This is a genomic window from Lentzea sp., assembly GCF_035525475.1.
In the GTDB taxonomy this organism is placed as follows: Bacteria; Actinomycetota; Actinomycetes; order Mycobacteriales; family Pseudonocardiaceae; genus Lentzea.
This window is the reverse complement of sequence record NZ_DATLEC010000159.1, coordinates 1-16,495: the sequence shown is the minus strand read 5'-3', so window position 1 is coordinate 16,495 and position 16,495 is coordinate 1. Positions and strand designations below refer to the sequence as shown.

Annotated in this window: 13 protein-coding genes; 6 read left to right on the top strand and 7 right to left on the bottom strand. The window is 69.4% G+C overall.

Translation table 11 applies throughout. From position 1 onward, the window contains the following. Positions 1 to 562: 562 nt before the first annotated feature. On the bottom strand, positions 563 to 1,327 hold the full coding sequence (locus tag VM306_RS26465) for an ESX secretion-associated protein EspG (RefSeq protein WP_325519809.1): 765 nt from the start codon (positions 1,325 to 1,327) through the stop codon (positions 563 to 565). Positions 1,328 to 1,750: 423 nt separating this feature from the next. On the opposite strand from VM306_RS26465, the gene VM306_RS26460 reads away from it, so the two are divergent. After that, positions 1,751 to 3,328: an MFS transporter gene (locus VM306_RS26460; RefSeq protein WP_325519807.1), complete on the top strand. Its 1,578-nt coding sequence runs from the start codon at positions 1,751 to 1,753 to the stop codon at positions 3,326 to 3,328. A gap of 75 nt (positions 3,329 to 3,403) precedes the next feature. On the opposite strand, the gene VM306_RS26455 is transcribed toward VM306_RS26460, so the two are convergent. Then, positions 3,404 to 4,348, bottom strand: coding sequence for a LysR family transcriptional regulator (locus VM306_RS26455; RefSeq protein WP_325519805.1), 945 nt, complete (start codon positions 4,346 to 4,348; stop codon positions 3,404 to 3,406). A gap of 108 nt (positions 4,349 to 4,456) precedes the next feature. Here VM306_RS26455 and VM306_RS26450 point away from each other — a divergent pair, with 108 nt between their 5' ends. Beyond that, positions 4,457 to 5,833, top strand: coding sequence for an aminopeptidase P family protein (locus VM306_RS26450; RefSeq protein WP_325519803.1), 1,377 nt, complete (start codon positions 4,457 to 4,459; stop codon positions 5,831 to 5,833). Here the strand turns inward: VM306_RS26450 and glpK (VM306_RS26445) are convergent. Continuing rightward, positions 5,830 to 7,323: a glycerol kinase GlpK gene (gene glpK, locus VM306_RS26445; RefSeq protein ID WP_325519810.1), complete on the bottom strand. Its 1,494-nt coding sequence runs from the start codon at positions 7,321 to 7,323 to the stop codon at positions 5,830 to 5,832. The two genes, VM306_RS26450 and glpK (VM306_RS26445), sit on opposite strands and share 4 nt — an antisense overlap. A 25-nt stretch (positions 7,324 to 7,348) precedes the next feature. After that, the gene (locus tag VM306_RS26440) at positions 7,349 to 8,113 is read right to left on the bottom strand and encodes an IclR family transcriptional regulator (RefSeq protein ID WP_325519801.1); all 765 of its coding nucleotides are present in this window, start codon (positions 8,111 to 8,113) and stop codon (positions 7,349 to 7,351) included. 243 nt (positions 8,114 to 8,356) lie between these two features. On the opposite strand from VM306_RS26440, the gene VM306_RS26435 reads away from it, so the two are divergent. The 3 genes from VM306_RS26435 to glpD are packed head-to-tail and all read left to right on the top strand — an operon-like array spanning position 8,357 to position 12,325. Next, positions 8,357 to 9,112, top strand: coding sequence for an MIP/aquaporin family protein (locus VM306_RS26435; RefSeq protein WP_325519799.1), 756 nt, complete (start codon positions 8,357 to 8,359; stop codon positions 9,110 to 9,112). Between the two features lie 30 nt (positions 9,113 to 9,142). Further along, the gene (gene glpK / locus VM306_RS26430; RefSeq protein WP_325519797.1) at positions 9,143 to 10,660 is read left to right on the top strand and encodes a glycerol kinase GlpK; all 1,518 of its coding nucleotides are present in this window, start codon (positions 9,143 to 9,145) and stop codon (positions 10,658 to 10,660) included. A 24-nt stretch (positions 10,661 to 10,684) separates the two neighbouring features. Beyond that, positions 10,685 to 12,325, top strand: a complete 1,641-nt coding sequence (glpD, locus tag VM306_RS26425; RefSeq protein WP_325519795.1) for a glycerol-3-phosphate dehydrogenase — start codon at positions 10,685 to 10,687, stop codon at positions 12,323 to 12,325. Positions 12,326 to 12,753: 428 nt separating this feature from the next. Here the strand turns inward: glpD and VM306_RS26420 are convergent, their stop codons facing one another. From VM306_RS26420 to VM306_RS26410, 3 genes are all read right to left on the bottom strand, one after another. Then, complete coding sequence (locus VM306_RS26420; RefSeq protein WP_325519793.1) at positions 12,754 to 13,575, bottom strand: helix-turn-helix transcriptional regulator; 822 nt, start codon at positions 13,573 to 13,575, stop codon at positions 12,754 to 12,756. 64 nt (positions 13,576 to 13,639) lie between these two features. Further along, a complete protein-coding gene (locus VM306_RS26415) occupies positions 13,640 to 14,041 on the bottom strand; it encodes an SsgA family sporulation/cell division regulator (protein WP_325519791.1) in 402 nt (133 codons plus the stop codon). 296 nt (positions 14,042 to 14,337) lie between these two features. Next, positions 14,338 to 15,279, bottom strand: coding sequence for a pirin family protein (locus VM306_RS26410; RefSeq protein WP_325519789.1), 942 nt, complete (start codon positions 15,277 to 15,279; stop codon positions 14,338 to 14,340). 26 nt (positions 15,280 to 15,305) lie between these two features. Between VM306_RS26410 and zapE the strand changes: the two genes are divergently transcribed. Continuing rightward, entirely contained in the window at positions 15,306 to 16,253 is a 948-nt protein-coding gene (gene zapE / locus VM306_RS26405) for a cell division protein ZapE (RefSeq protein WP_325519787.1), read from the top strand. Positions 16,254 to 16,495 lie beyond the last annotated feature (242 nt).

Below are 16,495 nucleotides of genomic sequence, written 5' to 3'. Positions count from 1 at the left end.
GAGCCACGAGTCGACCTGGTCGATCTGGGCCTGGAACTGCTTGCGGAGCTCCTCGCCCGCGGCCGGGTCCAGCTGCACCTGACCCGAGGTGACGGTGTCCTTGAGCGGGACAGCGTCGTTGTCACCGACGATGTACATACGGGCAGTATCGTGGGTTCTTTGGTGCAACGCTCGCTTTCTCACACGCGAGTTACCAATTGAGACTCGCGTTCACAATGCGTTGCGTCAGAGCGAAACGGGCCACTTCCAGGTGAACGCCGTGTAACGAACGTGATCGTTTGTGCTGGTTGTGGGAGCGCTCTCCGTCTGGTGCCCGAGCGGGCGTTCCTGCCCTGCTCACACCGCTGATTCGGGCGCCACCCAGGGGGGCTGTGATCCAAATCACAAGGAGGAATAGCGTGAATTTAGGGCTGTCTTGAGGTTCATCACGCGCAGGTTCGTCCATCACCGGATCGGCTGAATCGTTTGGCTCAGCAAGACAACCGCGGGCGCACTCGGCAGAGTACGCCCGCGATGCCCGGTTTGGATCAGTTCCGCGCTGTGGAGTTCAGGGACTTCCGCCTCACGCGAGAACGGCGTCGATCCGAGTCGCGATCCGGTCGTTGTCGGTCGGCGACAGGCTCAGCCAGCCGTCCGAGCGGACCATCAGGTAGCGGCCCTGGTGGGTGTCGAACCAGTTGATGACCACGTCCGCGCGGTGCCGCCCGTGCGTCACGCCGAACTGGCCGCCCGCGACGCGGTTCGAGGCGAGCTCGTCCATCTGCCTCGCGTCCTGTGCGGACAGTCCCGCCCTCAGCAGTGCCTGCCGGTCGTCGAGCTCGTCGTCCGCGGCGCCCCACGGGTCCTCGGAGTCCTCGTCCTCCTGCTCGGCCTCCTGGAGGGCGACCGCCTGCTGCAACGTCTCCAGGCGCACCGAGAGCGCGCTGCCGGGGCCGGCCTCTCCGGAGGGGAGAACGCGGACGATCTCCCTGGCCAACCCGGTCGGCCTGATCTCCGTGAGGCCGACGTCGCCCCCGTCGATCACGGCCACGACGGCCTGGAAGCCGTTGGACGCGGCGAGTGCCCGCACCGTCCTGTCCAGACCCGCGACGGCGTCGACGGACACCTCGTGATCGCCGAGGACCCTCATCAGGTCCTCCAGCCGCGCGTCGTCGCCGATGCCGCGCTGGCGCAGCCCGGCGAGCGTCCTCTCCTCCAGCGCTTTCCGTTCCTGCTCGGTGTCTCCCTCGCTGGGCACGTCGAGCGGGTACGGCATTCTGCCGAGCCGCAGCGTCTGCCACAGCACCTCGAACTCGCGGGTCGACAGCAAGTACTCGGGCGTGATCACGAGTGCTCGGACCTTTCTCTTCTCCAGCGTCTGTGCGCGCAGTATCGAGCAGATCCCGGACGCGCGTTCCCGATTCGGCGGAGGCGCACCTGGTCGGGACGAATTCTCACAACCGGTCGCGACCGGGCGGAACCGGGCCGCACCTGGGCGAGCGGAACCGCACCTGAACGGTTGTTTCGGGGCTAGTGGGAGCGCTTTCAAGCGGTGGGCGGACCGGGCGGAAACGGCCCTGTTCACAGGCTGGAAGACCAGCTCGCAGGCGCCTTCGATGTGATCCAACTCACTGGATCGCCCTCCTGTTGAGACGGCCTCGGCACGACCTCTCATGTTTGCACTCTTGATAGCTTCAGTGTTGACCAAAACCAACCGTCCGGCGTGGCTCACCGACCTGCCCGGCGATCCGGGAGATGTGAAGATCAGGCGGTGACCGTCTCCCCGTGGGCGCCTCTGCGCCGCAGCGCGTTCCGTGCGCTGTGGCTCGCCCAGTTCGCCTCCAACATCGGCACCTGGGCGCAGACCGTCGGCGCCCAGTGGCTCATGGGTGACCTCGGTGGCACCGCCTTGCAGGTCGCGCTCGTCCAGACCGCCACGACGCTGCCGGTGTTCCTGCTCGTCGTGCCGTCCGGGGCCCTCGGCGACATCCTCGATCGCCGGCACGTGCTGTTGTCAGGGCAGGCGTTGATGCTGCTGGGCGCGGGCGGGTTGATGCTGCTCGCGGGCACGGGCAGCGCGTCGCCGGTCAGCCTGCTGGGCCTCCTGGCGCTGATGGCGATCGGGCAGGCGTTGTCGATGCCGTCGTTCCAGGCGATCCAGCCGGAGCTGGTGTCGCGTGAGGAGATTCCGCAGGCCGCGCTGCTCAACGGCGTCAACATGAACGTCGGCCGCGCGATCGGACCGGCGCTCGGTGGCCTGCTGATCGCACTGGCGGGGCCGGGGGCGACCTTCGCGTTCAACACGGTCTCGTTCCTCGGTGTGCTGATCGTGCTGGCGCGGTGGCGCCGGCCGTCGGACCACAGGCCGCTCGGCGCCGAGCACATCACGACCGCGCTGCGCACCGGCGCGCGGTACGTCGGCAGCTCACCCCTGTTCCGCCGCGTGCTGACCAGGCTGACGTTGTTCATCGTGTTCGGCAGCGGGTTGTGGGCGTTGCTCCCCGCCATCGCCCGCGGGCCGTTGCAGCTCGACGCCAGCGGGTACGGCGTGCTGCTCGGCAGCGTCGGCGCGGGCGCGATCGGCGGCGCGTTCGTGGTGCCGAAGCTGTTGCAGCGCATGAGCAAGAACAGGCTGGTGCTGTTCGCGACCCTCGTCTACGCGGCGTCGACGAGCACGGCGGTGCTCACCGGCAGCGTCGCGGTCGTCATCGTGGCGATGCTGTTCACCGGTGCGTGCTGGATCGCGACGCTGTCGACGTTCAACGCCTCCGCGCAGATCATGCTGCCCGCCTGGACGCGGGCCAGGGCGCTGGCCTACTACCAGCTGATCCTCATGGGCGGGCAGGCGCTCGGCGCGGTGGTCTGGGGTGTGATCGCGGACGCGTACGGCCTGAAGACCGCCATGATCGTGCCCGCGGTGGCGATGGTGGTGCTCGCGGTGGGCGCGACGAGGTGGGTGCCGCTGATCGACCGGCCGCTCGACGTCAGCCCGGCGACCTACTGGGAGGAACCGCCGGAGATCGGCGACGCCGGTGCGGGACCCGTGCTGGTCACCGTCGAGTGGGAGGTGGCGCAGGAGAACGAGGACGCCTTCATCGACGCCATGCAACGCGTCGGCCGGGCACGGCGACGCACCGGCGCCACGATGTGGGGCCTCTTCCGGGACACGGAGAAGCCCGAGACGTTCCTGGAGACCTTCACCGTGGCGACCTGGCAGGAGCACCTGCGCCAGCACGTCGAACGCGGCACGGTCGTCGACCAGCAGAACCAGGAGACGGCGCGGGCGCTGGCCAAGGGGCCCGCGCGGGTGCGGCACCTGCTGTTCGCGGAGCCGGTCAAGCCCGAGTGAGGGATGTGCCGGACCGCCGGTGATCCGGCGATCACCTGGTCGGCTCATAGCTCGCTGCTATGGTGGCGTCACGGCTCACTCCGCCGACGTGAGCGCCGCGCCACGCTCCTCCCACCAGGGCCGGAACACCGGACTCGCCAGAGCCTGCGCCGAGTAGGCGCCCAGCACCTCGGCGAACACGCGGCTGGCCTCGCCCCAGTTCAGCCGCTCCCGGCGCCAGCAGAACACCAGTCTCATCCGCATCGGCGCGCCGGCGAGCGGGCGCACCGCCACGCCCGGCCCGCCCTGCGACGTCGGTTCGACGAGCTGCACGGCCTTGCCCGCCGCGATCAGCTGACGGCCGGCGCCGCTCGGCATCTCGAACCGGATCCGCGGCACGAACCCCACCGCCCTGCAGGCCGCGCGCAGCGCCGTCAGCGAGCCGTCCTCGGCGCCCGGTGGGCCCACCCAGGCCTCTTCTGCCAGGTCGGCGAGCTCCACCTCGGACCGTGCGGCCAGAGGGTGTGACTCGGGCAGTGCGATGTACACCGGTACCCACGGCACCACGATCCGTTGTCCCACGCCGCGCGGCAGGCTCAGGTCGCCGTCCTCGTCCACCGCGATGACCGCCGCGTCGATGCGGCCGTTCGCCAAGGCCAGCGCCAGGCCGGTGGAGGAGGGGTCGACGACCAGCGTGACGTCGTCGAGCGCTTCCTCCAGACGGGAGAAAAGAGCCGCGACGCATTCCATGTGCACGGAGCCGAAGCGGACCGGACCGTCCCGTCCGGCCAGGTCGGAGCCGAACGCATCGAGCTCGACCAGCAGCAGCCGGGCCCGTTGCAGCATCTGCGCGCCCAGGGCGGTGGGCACGGCTCCCGCACGGCCGCGGTCGAAGAGCTTGCCGCCGACCAGGCGTTCCACCCGTTGCAGCAGGGTCGTCAACGACGGCTGGGAGATGCCGAGCTGGGTCGCCGCGCGGGAGAGGCTGCCCGCGTCGCCGATGGCGCAGACGGCCCGCAGGTGCCGGATCTCCAGTTCCATAGCCTGAGGCTATCTCCGATCCGGAATGGCGAGAGCCCTCCGACACGAGGAAGGCTGGCAGCAAGGACTGCTCTGGAGGGACGAGACTTGGCTCGGACACGCCGTGACATGGCGAAACTGGTGGACGCGGACGGGTTCCGCACCTTCATCCGCGACGGCTGGGGGGAGTGGGACAGCTCGGTCGACCTGCCCCCGGGCACCGCCGAGGCCGTCGCGGCTCACCGGGCAAGGCTCGCCCAGGCGCTGCCCGGCAAGCGGATCGCCCTGGCGGCGGGACGGGCGCACGTCCGGTCCAACGACACGTTCCACGAGTTCCGCGCCGACAGCGACTTCGTGTGGCTGACCGGCTGCCAGGTCGAGGGCGCCGTGCTGGTGATGTCCGGTGAGGACGCCACGCTGTTCGTGCCGGTGCCGTCCGAGGCCCACAGCGTCGACTTCTTCGGTGACGCCGACCGCAGCCCGTTCTGGATCGGCGCGGCCGCCGGGCCGAAGGAGTGGGGCGAGGCGCTGGGCATCACGGCCCGTCCGCTCGAGGACCTCGCGGGCTCCCTGCGCGGCCGCCACCCCGAGACGCTCGTCGCCAAGGGCCTCGACCCGCTGCTGGACGCGGTGACCGGCTCGCACAGCGACGAGCTGCGCACGACGCTCGCCGAGCTGCGCCGCGTCAAGGACGACTGGGAGGTCGACCAGCTGCGCCAGGCCGTGGACGCGAGTGTCAAGGGCTTCGCCGACGTGGCGATGGAGCTCGGACAGGCCGTGCGCGGCGGGGGAGAGCGGTGGCTGCAGGGCACGTTCGACCGCCGCGCCCGCACCGAGGGCAACGGACCCGGCTACACCTCGATCGTCGCCGCCGGCCACCACGCCCCGGTGCTGCACTGGACGCGCAACGACGGCCGCGTGGACGAGGCGGACCTGCTGCTGCTCGACGCCGGTGTGGAGATGAAGTCCCTCTACACCGCCGACGTCACCCGCACGTTCCCGGTGAGCGGCGAGTTCTCCGACGCCCAGCGCAAGGTCTACGACCTTGTGCACGCCTCGCACGTCGCGGCACTCGCGGAAGTGCGGCCCGGCAACGACTACAGCGCCTTCCACCACACCGCCATGCGCGTGCTCGCGGAGGGCCTGCACGACTGGGGCCTGCTGCCCGTCAGCGTCGACAAGGCCCTGGACCCGAGCGGCCAGCACCACCGACGCTACATCGTCTGCGGCACCGGGCACTTCCTCGGCCTCGACGTGCACGACTGCGCCGACGCCCGCCAGGAGACCTACCAGCAGGGCATCCTCGAACGCGGCATGGCGCTGACCGTCGAGCCCGGCCTGTACTTCCACCCCAACGACGAGACGCTGCCGCCGGAGCTGCGCGGCATCGGCGTGCGCATCGAGGACGACCTCGTCGTCACGTCGACCGGCGCGGACGTCCTGTCCGACGCGTTGCCGATCGCGGCGGACGACGTCAGCGCGTGGGTGCGCAAGCAGCGTTCCTAAGTGGACGGAGTGGAGCGGGCCCACGCGAACGTCAGTTCCACGGCCCGCTTCCAGTTCGCGTACTCGTCCTCGCGGTGCCGGGCGTCCATCACGGGGTTCCACCGCGCGGCCAGGTGCCAGTTGCGCCGCAGGCCTTCGAGGTCCGGCCAGTACCCGGCGGCCAGGCCCGCTGCGTAGGCGGCGCCGAGCGACACCGTCTCCGCGACCAGGGGCCGCATCACCGGGACGTCCAGCACGTCCGCGATGAACTGCATCAGCAGGTGGTCGGCGGTCATCCCGCCGTCCACCTTCAGCACCGGCGTCGGCGTCCCGAGGTCGGCGTTCATCGCGTCGACGACCTCGCGCGTCTGCCACCCGGTCGCCTCCAGCACGGCGCGCGCCAGGTGACCCTTGTTGATGTACGAGGTCAGCCCGACGACCAGCCCGCGCGCCTGCGCGAGCCAGTGCGGCGCGAACAGGCCCGAGAACGCGGGCACGATGTAGCAGCCACCGTTGTCCTTCACCGTGCGCGCCAGAGTCTCGATCTCCGGCGCGGAGTGGATCAGCCCGAGGTTGTCGCGGAACCACTGCACCAGCGACCCGGCGACCGCGATCGAGCCCTCCAGCGCGTACGCCGGCTCGCCGCCGATCTGGTAGCCGATCGTGGTCAGCAGCCCGTGCTTCGACCGCACCAGCTCGGTGCCGGTGTTCATCAACAGGAACCCGCCGGTGCCGTACGTGCCCTTGATCGAGCCCTTCTCGAAGCAGGTTTGCCCGAACAACGCCGCGTGCTGGTCGCCCAGCGCGGCCGTGATCGAGATGCCCGGCACCACCCGCGTGGTCGTGCCGGAGATCTCCGTCGACGGCCGGATCTCCGGCAGCATCGGGGCGGGCACGCCGAAGAACTCCAGCAGCATCGGATCCCATTGCCGCGTCGAGAGGTTCATCAGCATCGTCCGCGACGCGTTGGTCACGTCGGTGACGTGCAGGCCGCCGTTCACGCCGCCGGTGAGGTTCCAGATCAGCCAGGTGTCCATGGTGCCGAACAGGACGTCGCCGCGGTCGGCCTTCTCGCGCAGCCCCGGGACGTTGTCGAGCATCCACCGCAGCGAGGGCGCGGAGAAGTAGGTCGCGAGCGGCAGGCCGCAGCGGTCGCGGACCTCCTCGATGCCGGGCTTGCGGCCCAGTTCGGCGACCAGCTCCTCGGTGCGGATGTCCTCCCAGACGATCGCGCGCCCGACGGGGACGCCGGTGTGCCGGTCCCACAGCACGAACGTCTCGCGCTGGTTCGTGATGCCCAGCGCCACCACCTGGTCGGCGGTGATCCCCGACTGCCGCAATGCCTGCGGCATGATCCGGTCGACGTTGCGCCAGATCTCGACGGCGTCCTGCTCCACCCAGCCCGGCCGCGGATGGTACTGCTTGTGCTCGCGCTGCGCGACCGCGACCAGCCGGGCGTTCTGGTCGAACACGATGCAGCGCGTCGACGTCGTCCCCTGGTCGATCGCCATTACGAACCGTTGCACGCCGGGCCCTTCAGTTCTCGTCGACCAGGGACGTGGTGACCGCTTCCGCGGCTTGGACGACCTGCCGCACCATCGTCGCGCGCGGCCGGCCGGTCGAGTCGCACAGCCTGTCCGCCGCGCCCGAGACGCCGATCGCGCCGACGACGAGACCACCGGGGATGCGGATGGGAGCGGCGATGCTCGCCTCGCCCGGCATGTACTCCTCCGCCTCGCCCGCCCAGCCCTGCGAACGGACCTCCGTGAGCACGCGCTCCAGCATCTGGGCGCGCGTGATCGTCCTGCGCGTCAACGACGTCAGCTCCCGCCGGCGCGCGGCGGCCGACAGGTCCGGGTCGTAGGCGAGCAGCACCTTGCCCAGCGCGGTCGCGTGCAACGGCAGCATCGCGCCGATGCCGAGGGTCTGCACCGAGTCGTCCGGACGGAACACGTGGTGCACGACGAGCACCGCGCCGTCGTGGTGCATGCCGATCCTGACCTCCTGGCCGCTGCGCGCGGCCAGCGTGTCGGCCCAGTTGATCGACCGGGAACGCAGCTCGTTGGCGTCCAGGTAGGACGTTCCCAGGTGCAGCAGCGCCGCGCCGAGCCGGTACCGGCCCGTCGCCTGGTCCTGCTCGACGAACTCGACCCGTTGCAGCGTCCGGAGAATCCCGTGCGCGGTGCCGCGCGCGAGACCGAGCGAGTCGGCTATCTCCGTGAGACCGTGGTGGCCGGAACCACGCGCGAGCAGCCGCAGCACGGCTGCGGCTCGTTCGATCGACTGGATGGGTCCCGGCACGCGAGAAACGTAATTGAGACGACCCGTGTCGGCAATGTCGAACGGCTAGGGCGACCGTCACCTCCGGAAACGGGTCTGAAACGCCTTGTCTGCGCGCAGCGTGACCGGTCGGTCACGCGTTCGGGGGCCGAGGGTGTCGACATTGTCGAAACGTGCCCGTTGAGCGGCAGTGACGCGGGTCATTACGTTCCGCCTCAATCACCACGGGGTGATCAGCCGTTCAAGGACGAATGGGAGGCCAGCGTGGGTCTCGGGACAGTGTTCCTCAGCGAGGTGCTCGGTACGGGCGTCTTGCTGTTGCTGGGTGCGGGCGTGGTGGCCAACGTGCTGCTCGCCAAGTCGAAGGGGTTCGACGGCGGGTGGCTGTTGATCAACTTCGGCTGGGGCTTCGGTGTCTTCGCCGGTGTCTACATCGCGTACAAGTCGGGTGCGCACCTCAACCCCGCCGTGACGGTCGGCATCCTCACCAGCGGCGCGGACGAGTTCGCCCCCGGTGTGCCGGTCAGCGTCGGCTCGACGCTCGTCTACTTCGCCGGTGAGATGCTCGGCGCGTTCCTCGGCGCCGTCCTCGCGTGGCTCGCCTACAAGCCGCACTTCGACGAGACTCCCGACGAGGGCCTCAAGCTCGCCGTCTTCTCGACCGGCCCGGCGATCCGCAGCTACGCCTGGAACCTGGTGTGCGAGGTCATCGGCACGTTCGTCCTGGTCTTCGTGGTCCTCGCGCTCGGCAAGACCCCGACCCAGCTCGGCCCGCTGGCCGTGGCGATGCTCGTCGTCGGCATCGGCGCCTCCCTCGGCGGCCCCACCGGCTACGCGATCAACCCGGCCCGCGACCTCGGTCCGCGCATCGCGCACGCCCTGCTGCCGCTGTCCTACAAGGGCACCGATGGCGAGGCCATCGGCAAGAAGGACTCCGACTGGTCCTACTCGTGGGTGCCGGTCGTCGGTCCGCTCGTCGGTGGCGCGCTCGCCGGCGTCGTCGCCGCGCTCGCGTTCTGACGTGTTCCGACCATCCCGAAAGGACTTCCGATGACGCAGTACGTTCTCGCCGTCGACCAGGGCACGACCAGCACGCGGGCCATCATCTTCGACCACAGCGGCTCCATCGTCGCCGTGGGCCAGAAGGAGCACGAGCAGATCTTCCCCAGAGCCGGCTGGGTCGAGCACAACCCGGTCGAGATCAAGGAGAACACCCGGTTCGTGATCGGCCAGGCGCTCGCCAAGGCCGACCTCAACACCGGTGACCTCGCCGCCGTCGGCATCACCAACCAGCGCGAGACCGCGGTGGTGTGGGACAAGAACACCGGCGAACCCGTCTACAACGCGATCGTCTGGCAGGACACCCGCACCCAGGCCATCGTCGAGGAGCTCGGCGCCCTCGGCGGAGGCGGTGACCGCTACAAGGCGAAGGTCGGCCTGCCGCTCGCGACCTACTTCTCCGGTCCCAAGATCCGCTGGATCCTCGACAACGTCGAAGGCGCCCGCGAGCGTGCGGAAGCCGGTGACCTGCTCTTCGGCAACACCGACACGTGGACGCTGTGGAACCTCACCGGCGGCCCCAACGGTGGTGTACACGCCACCGACGTCACCAACGCGTCGCGCACCATGCTGATGGATCTCGACACGCTGCGGTGGGACGCCGAGATCGCCTCCGACATGGGCATCCCGCTGTCCATGCTGCCGGAGATCCGGTCCTCCTCCGAGGTCTACGGCACCGGTGGTCCCGGCGGCGTCCTCAAGGGCGTGCCGATCGCCGGCATCCTCGGCGACCAGCAGGCCGCCACGTTCGGCCAGGTCTGCTACGAGCCCGGCACCGCGAAGAACACCTACGGCACCGGCAACTTCATGCTGCTCAACACCGGTACCGAGAAGGTCGCCTCGAAGAACGGCCTGCTCACGACCGTCTGCTACAAGATCGGCGACGAGGCCCCCGTCTACGCGCTGGAAGGATCCATCGCGGTCACCGGCTCGCTGGTGCAGTGGCTGCGCGACAACCTCGGCATCATCGGCTCGGCCGCCGAGATCGAGACTCTCGCGCGGACGGTCGAGGACAACGGTGGCGCGTACTTCGTGCCGGCGTTCTCCGGGCTGTTCGCACCGTACTGGCGAGCGGACGCCCGCGGCGCCGTCGTCGGCCTGACCCGGTTCGTCAACAAGGGTCACCTGGCGCGGGCCGTGCTGGAGGCGACGGCGTTCCAGACCCGCGAGGTGCTGGACGCGATGAACGCCGACTCCGGCGTGCCGCTGACCGAGCTGAAGGTGGACGGCGGCATGGTCGCGAACGAGCTGCTGATGCAGTTCCAGGCGGACGTCCTCGACGTGCCGGTCGTGCGTCCGGTCGTCGCCGAGACGACCGCTCTCGGCGCCGCGTACGCCGCCGGTCTGGCCGTCGGCTACTGGTCGTCCCTGGACGAGCTGCGCGCGAACTGGTCCGAGGACAAGCGCTGGACGCCGGAGCTGGCGTCCGACGAGCGCGAGCGCGAGTACCGCAACTGGAAGAAGGCCGTCACCAAGTCGTTCGACTGGGTCGACGCCGACGTCCGCTGACCTGTTTTCGAGGAGCTGAAGAAGTTGTTCGCGAGGCTGGATCCGGCTCGGCGTGCGCAGTCGCTCGAAGCGTTGGGCAGCACGGAGTTCGACGTGCTCGTCGTCGGAGGTGGTGTGGTCGGTGCGGGCGCGGCGCTCGACGCGGCGTCCCGCGGCCTCTCCGTCGCGCTCGTCGAGGCGCACGACTGGGCGGCGGGCACGTCGAGCCGGTCCAGCAAGCTCGTGCACGGCGGGCTGCGGTACCTGGAGCAGCTGGAGTTCAAGCTGGTCAGGGAAGCCCTGAAGGAACGCGGGTTGCTGCTGCGCCGGCTCGCACCGCACCTGGTGCGGCCGGTGCCGTTCCTCTTCCCGTTGAAGAAGCAGTGGGAACGCGCCTACGTCGGCGCGGGCGTGCTGCTGTACGACTCGATCGGCGGCGCCGGGGCCGTGCCGATGCACCGGCACCTCTCGCGGTCGAAGATGGCCGCCGTCGGCCCGTCGCTGAACGCCTCCGCCTTCGCCGGTGCGATCCGGTACTACGACGCGCAGGTGGACGATGCCCGGCTGGTGTCCACGGTGGTCCGCACCGCCGCCCAGCACGGCGCCACTGTGGTGTCGCGGGCTCGGGTGACGTCGTTGTTGCGAACGGACGGCAGGGTTTCCGGCGCCTCGGTGCGTGACGAGCTGTCCGGTGTGACGCATGTGGTGCGTGCGCGGCGAGTGATCAGCGCGACCGGTGTGTGGACCGACTCGCTGAACTCGATGTCGCCCGGCACGCCGCCGTTCCACGTCCGGATGTCGAAGGGCGTGCACGTCCTGGTGGACCGGTCCCGGATCCAGCTGGACGGTGGGCTGATCACGCAGACCGAGAAGTCCGTGCTGTTCGTGATCCCGTGGGGCGCCTACTGGATCATCGGCACCACCGACACGCCCTACTCCGGTTCGCCGGAGGACGTCGCCGCCACCCCCGAGGACGTTTCGTACATCCTCGATCATGTCAACGCGGTGCTCCGCTCTCCGTTGTCGGTCGAAGATGTCGTTGGTACGTATGCGGGACTGCGGCCTCTTTTGGACGGTGCGTCCGGTGACACGGCGCAGTTGTCGCGCGAGCACGCGGTGGCCGAGCCCGAGCCCGGCTTCTTCGTGATCGCCGGCGGCAAGTACACGACCTACCGGGTGATGGCCGCCGACGTGGTGAACGCGGCGGTGGCCGGCCTCGGACGTGCCGTGGCGCCGTCCCTGACTGCTCGGCTGCCGTTGTGCGGAGCCGTCGGATACCAAGAGCTGTGGGCGGATCGGGCTCGCGTCGCCGCCGAGTCCGGTCTGCCCACGTCCACAGTGGAGCGTCTGCTGCGGCGGTACGGGTCCGCGATCTCGGACGTGCTGGCGATGATCGCCCAGGACGCCTCGCTGGCTGTTCCGGTCGCCGGATATCTGGCCGCGGAGATCGTTTACGCGGTCACCCACGAAGGTGCGCTGGGGTTGGAGGACGTGCTCGCCCGGCGGACCCGGATCGCGATGGAACACCTCGACTTCGGTGTATCGGTGGCGGGCCAGGTGGCTGAACTGATCGCCGGTCCTCTTGGCTGGTCGGGTGATGAGCGGGATGCTGCGGTCTCGGCTTACCGGGCCGGGGTGCCGGCAGCGGCTCCGGTTCGGGATGTGACGGCCCAGCAGGGGACGTGACACGACACAGCCAGGGATGTGACGGTGAGATGGACAGCGTCGAGTTGATCGGGCGGTTGCGGCGGGAAGGTGGGTTCCGGCTGCTTCCGCTGCTGGGGGAGAGCGGGCAGGTCGCCGGGGTGCACCTCTCCCGGTTCCTCCCCGGTGGGCACCTTGATGTTGTTCAGGCGTGGGATGAGCGGTGGGCTGTTTTCGCTCGGCTCCCGGACGTGGTGGATGCTTCCTCGCCCTTTTCGTCGCCTGGTGGGGTGGTGGTCCGGGGGCCGTTCTCCCGGGTTGTGGCTCCGTTGTTGCCTCTTCAGCCTGGGATGGTGCCTGCTCAGGGTGGGATGTCTTCGTAGGTTGTTCGAGGGCTCCGCCCCCAAGGCCCCGGCACTCCCAGAGGAGCCGGGGCCGGCGCCGTTCGCGGGTGGATGGAACGCCTGGTGCTACTGGGACTTCGCCAGGGCTCGTAGGGGTGTGGGGCCCCTGTACTCCGCCAGCTTGCGCCTCGACTGGGTCTCGTCCAGGGCCACCGCGTCCAAGAGGTCGAAGAGGGCTTGGCTCTTCGCCACTGCTGTGTCGTCTTGGGCGAAGACCTTCGCCAGGTCCGACTCCAGGTAGACGACCGGGTTCGCGCGCTCGAACTCGAAGAGGGTGCACGGGGACTGGAAGGCCGCTGTTGTCGCTTCCGCTGGGACTATGCGGAGGATGGCCGAGTTCGCCTGGAGCCAGACGTACTGGTCGTCCATCACCTGGGTGGGGGCCGGGCGCATGCGCAGGGCCACCTCGTGCAGGTAGAAAACGCAGTCGGGGCGCGTCGGGCGGCGTAGGACCGCCTGCCTGTCGGCGTCCTGCGGCTGGGGGGTGGTGCCGGTGGCTGCCTGGAGGGCGCGGTCGTAGTTCGGGGTGCGCAGGAGGCTGTTGACCGTGAGGACGTCGTAGGCCGTGATCCTGGTGGCGCTCGCCTCGGCCATCGTCAGGGTGCGGAACTCGTCCGGCTTCTGGGCCAGGTACGGGTCGAAGGCGTTGTGGTAGCGGCGGAGGAAGTCCTCGAAGAAGTCGATGTCCTTGCCGCACGCCGTGAGGTACTGGGCCAGGTCGACGTCGCTGGCCCTGATCTTGCCGTGCTCGAGGTTCGAGACCTTGCTGGGATCCCAGCCCAGCTGGACTGCCAGGCCCCGGCCCCGCAGGCCGGTGAACCTCTGCCTCAACCGGCGCAGCTCGTCGCCCAGGTTTCGGCTGTACGCGGTGGAACTCGTGGTGGTCACGCGCTCGACGCTATGAGATGGAGAAAGTCCAAGGTACGACTCGACCGGGTGAGAACTCGCCCTGTCAGTCGAGGAGCTTGCGCAGCTCCGCCTCGAAGTCGAAGTGGTCGTTCTCGCGGCCCGGCGCCACCACGTCGTAGGTGGAGTTCAGGAACTCCTGCAGTTCGGACGAGCGCACGTGGAAGATCGCGTGTGACACGTCGGACCGCAGTTCGAGGACGGCGGTCGTGCTGTTGTGCGGGCGCAGGCGGACGTCGCCGGCGCCGCTGGTGGTGATCAGGCCGTCGGCGAGCAGGTCGCGGCTCACCAGCCACACCGTTTCCTGGCGTCCCATGCGGAACGTCATGGTCACCGCGTGCGGGTCGTCGGCGCGGTAGCCGAGCTCGACCTCGACGGGAAGCGGGCGCCCTGATGGTGCGATGAAGGCGAAGACGGACTCCGCGCCCACTCTTGTCACGTTCGTCATGCCCCCTAAGACGCCTGGCAACCCCCGTGGATGCCTCGCTCAGGAAATGCGATCGGAACGTGATTTTCAATGGTCCTGAAGTATGAGATCCGACGTCCAGGCGTCATCGTTCGTTGAGATTTACGTCACCAAAGTCTCTGAGCTGCGGTTTTGCATTCGCCCCACCAGGGTGTTCCTGGGCATGCGAGCGGCTTGAGGGTGGCCGTACCGAGACGCTTCACGTCCATTCGGAGCAAGGCGAATGCGACATTGCGTAGTCATTTTGGTGCGGAAAGTGATGATTCTGCCTGTTTTGTTCACGCTGGGTTGCCGCGTGGGCGCAGACGGCCACCGGGCAGTGGTGGCGCCGGGAGCCGGGAGCCGGCGTAGCCCTCGACCCGGCCGAACCTGTCGGTTTCCGCCTGCCACTCGTCGCGGTGGGCGGCGATCTCGTCGTGGGTGCGGCCGACGAAGTTCCACCACATGACGATCTCCTCGCCGAACGGCTCGCCGCCCAGCAGCACGACCCTCGCGCCACCGGAAGACGACAGCGTCAGAGTGGTGCGGCCCGTGCCGACGTAGCCGAGGTCGCCGGGGTGGAGAGCGGTCTCGCCGAGCGTCACGTCGCCGGTGTCGAGCAGGACGCCGTGCTCGAACGACGGCGTCACGTCGAGGGTCAGCGTGGTGTCGGCGGGCAGCACGATCTCCGCGCCCAGCAGCGGGGTGAAGGTGCTCACGGGAGAGGCCGAGCCTGCCAGCGAGCCCAGGAACACGCGGATCGCGGCGTCGTCGGCGGTGACGGTCGGCGGGACGTAGTGCTGGAAGTCGCGCGGGGCGTCGCGGTGGGCGTCGGGCAGGGCCAGCCAGAGCTGCACGCCGTGGAGCACCGAGGAGGCGGCGGTGGAGACCTCGGAGTGGCAGATGCCCCGGCCGCCGGTCATCAGGTTCAGCTCGCCGGGGCGGACGAAGGCGTGGACGCCGTGGCTGTCGCGGTGCTCGATCTCGCCGGTGAAGAGCCAGCTCACGGTCTGCAGACCGGTGTGGGGGTGCGGGGCGACGTCCATGCTGACGTCGTCGGGGCCGTAGTGGTCGCAGAAGCACCAGGCACCGATCAGGGAGCGTTGCTTCTGCGGCAGGGTGCGGCGGACGGACATGGCGCGCGGGCCGCCGAGGGGGACGTCGCGCGGGCCGAGGACCTCGACGCCGCCGGGGGTGGAGGTGCACGTCACTTCTGCGGGCTCGGCCTCGACATTGCTCACGGCGTCGATCGTAAGCTGGCGCGGGGGTGGACGTGGATCTTCGCGCACACGTGTCGAGCAGCGGGTACGTGCTCGACGACGCACAGCTCGCCGTCGTCGCGAGGCTCGAGCGGCTGGGGGAGCGGCGCCGGGGCGTGTACCTGCACGGGCCGGTCGGGCGGGGCAAGAGCTTCCTGGCGGACGCGTTCTTCGACGCGCTCGCCGTGAAGCACAAGCGCCGGGTGCACTTCCACTCGTTCTTCCAGGAGCTGCACGCGCGGATCTCCGAGCGGCTGCACCGGCGCGGGGCGGTCGCCAAGGCGGTGCGGGACCTCCTGGGGCGGGCGGAAGTGCTGGCGTTCGACGAGTTCCACCTCCACGACGTCGGCGACGCGGTGCTCATGACCCGGTTGCTGGAGGCGCTGCGGGAACGCCGGGTGATGATCATCGCCACGTCGAACTACCCGCCGGACGGGCTGCTGCCCAACCCGCTGTACCACCACCACTTCCTGCCGGGCATCGCGCTCGTCAAGGAGCTCATGGACGTCGTCGAGCTCGACGGCCCCACCGACTACCGGCACCTGCACGGCCTCCCGCGGTCCCGCTTCGAGACGGGGGAGGTCGTCGCGCGCGCCGAGGTGCCGGCCGGGTCCGTGACGTTCGACGTGAACGGCCGCGCGATCACCGCACTCGGGACCGAGGAGCGGAAGATCTGGTTCGACTTCGGCGACCTGTGCGAGAAGCCGACGTCCACAAGGGACTACCTGGTGCTCGTGGAACGCTTCGACGACTGGGTGATCACCGCCGTGCCCAGGCTGCGAACGTGTGATCGCGAGGCACGGCAACGGTTCGCGAACGTCGTGGACGTGCTGGTCGACGCCGACGTCCGCCTGACGCTCGTGAGCGACCACCCGTTGCGGGAGATCATCGGCGGCGAGGCGCTCGATCTCGCCAGGACCGCCAGCCGGCTGGAGATGATCAACACTACCGGGTGAACAGTTGGACCCGCTCCGTGATCTTCGCCGCGGAGTTCGCCGCCCGGCTCTACGCGTTCGGCTGGAGGTTCTTCCGCGACCCGTGGAACGAACTGTTGACCGGACTAACCGGAGACACGCCGTGGATGTCGCGGAGATCGGTGCCCGCCGTCTGTAGATCTCGGGCATTCCGATCAGGAAGGACAGCGCAATGGATGGTGTGGACCGGGATGTCCCGGTGATCCGGTTGCCGCGATGGGGCA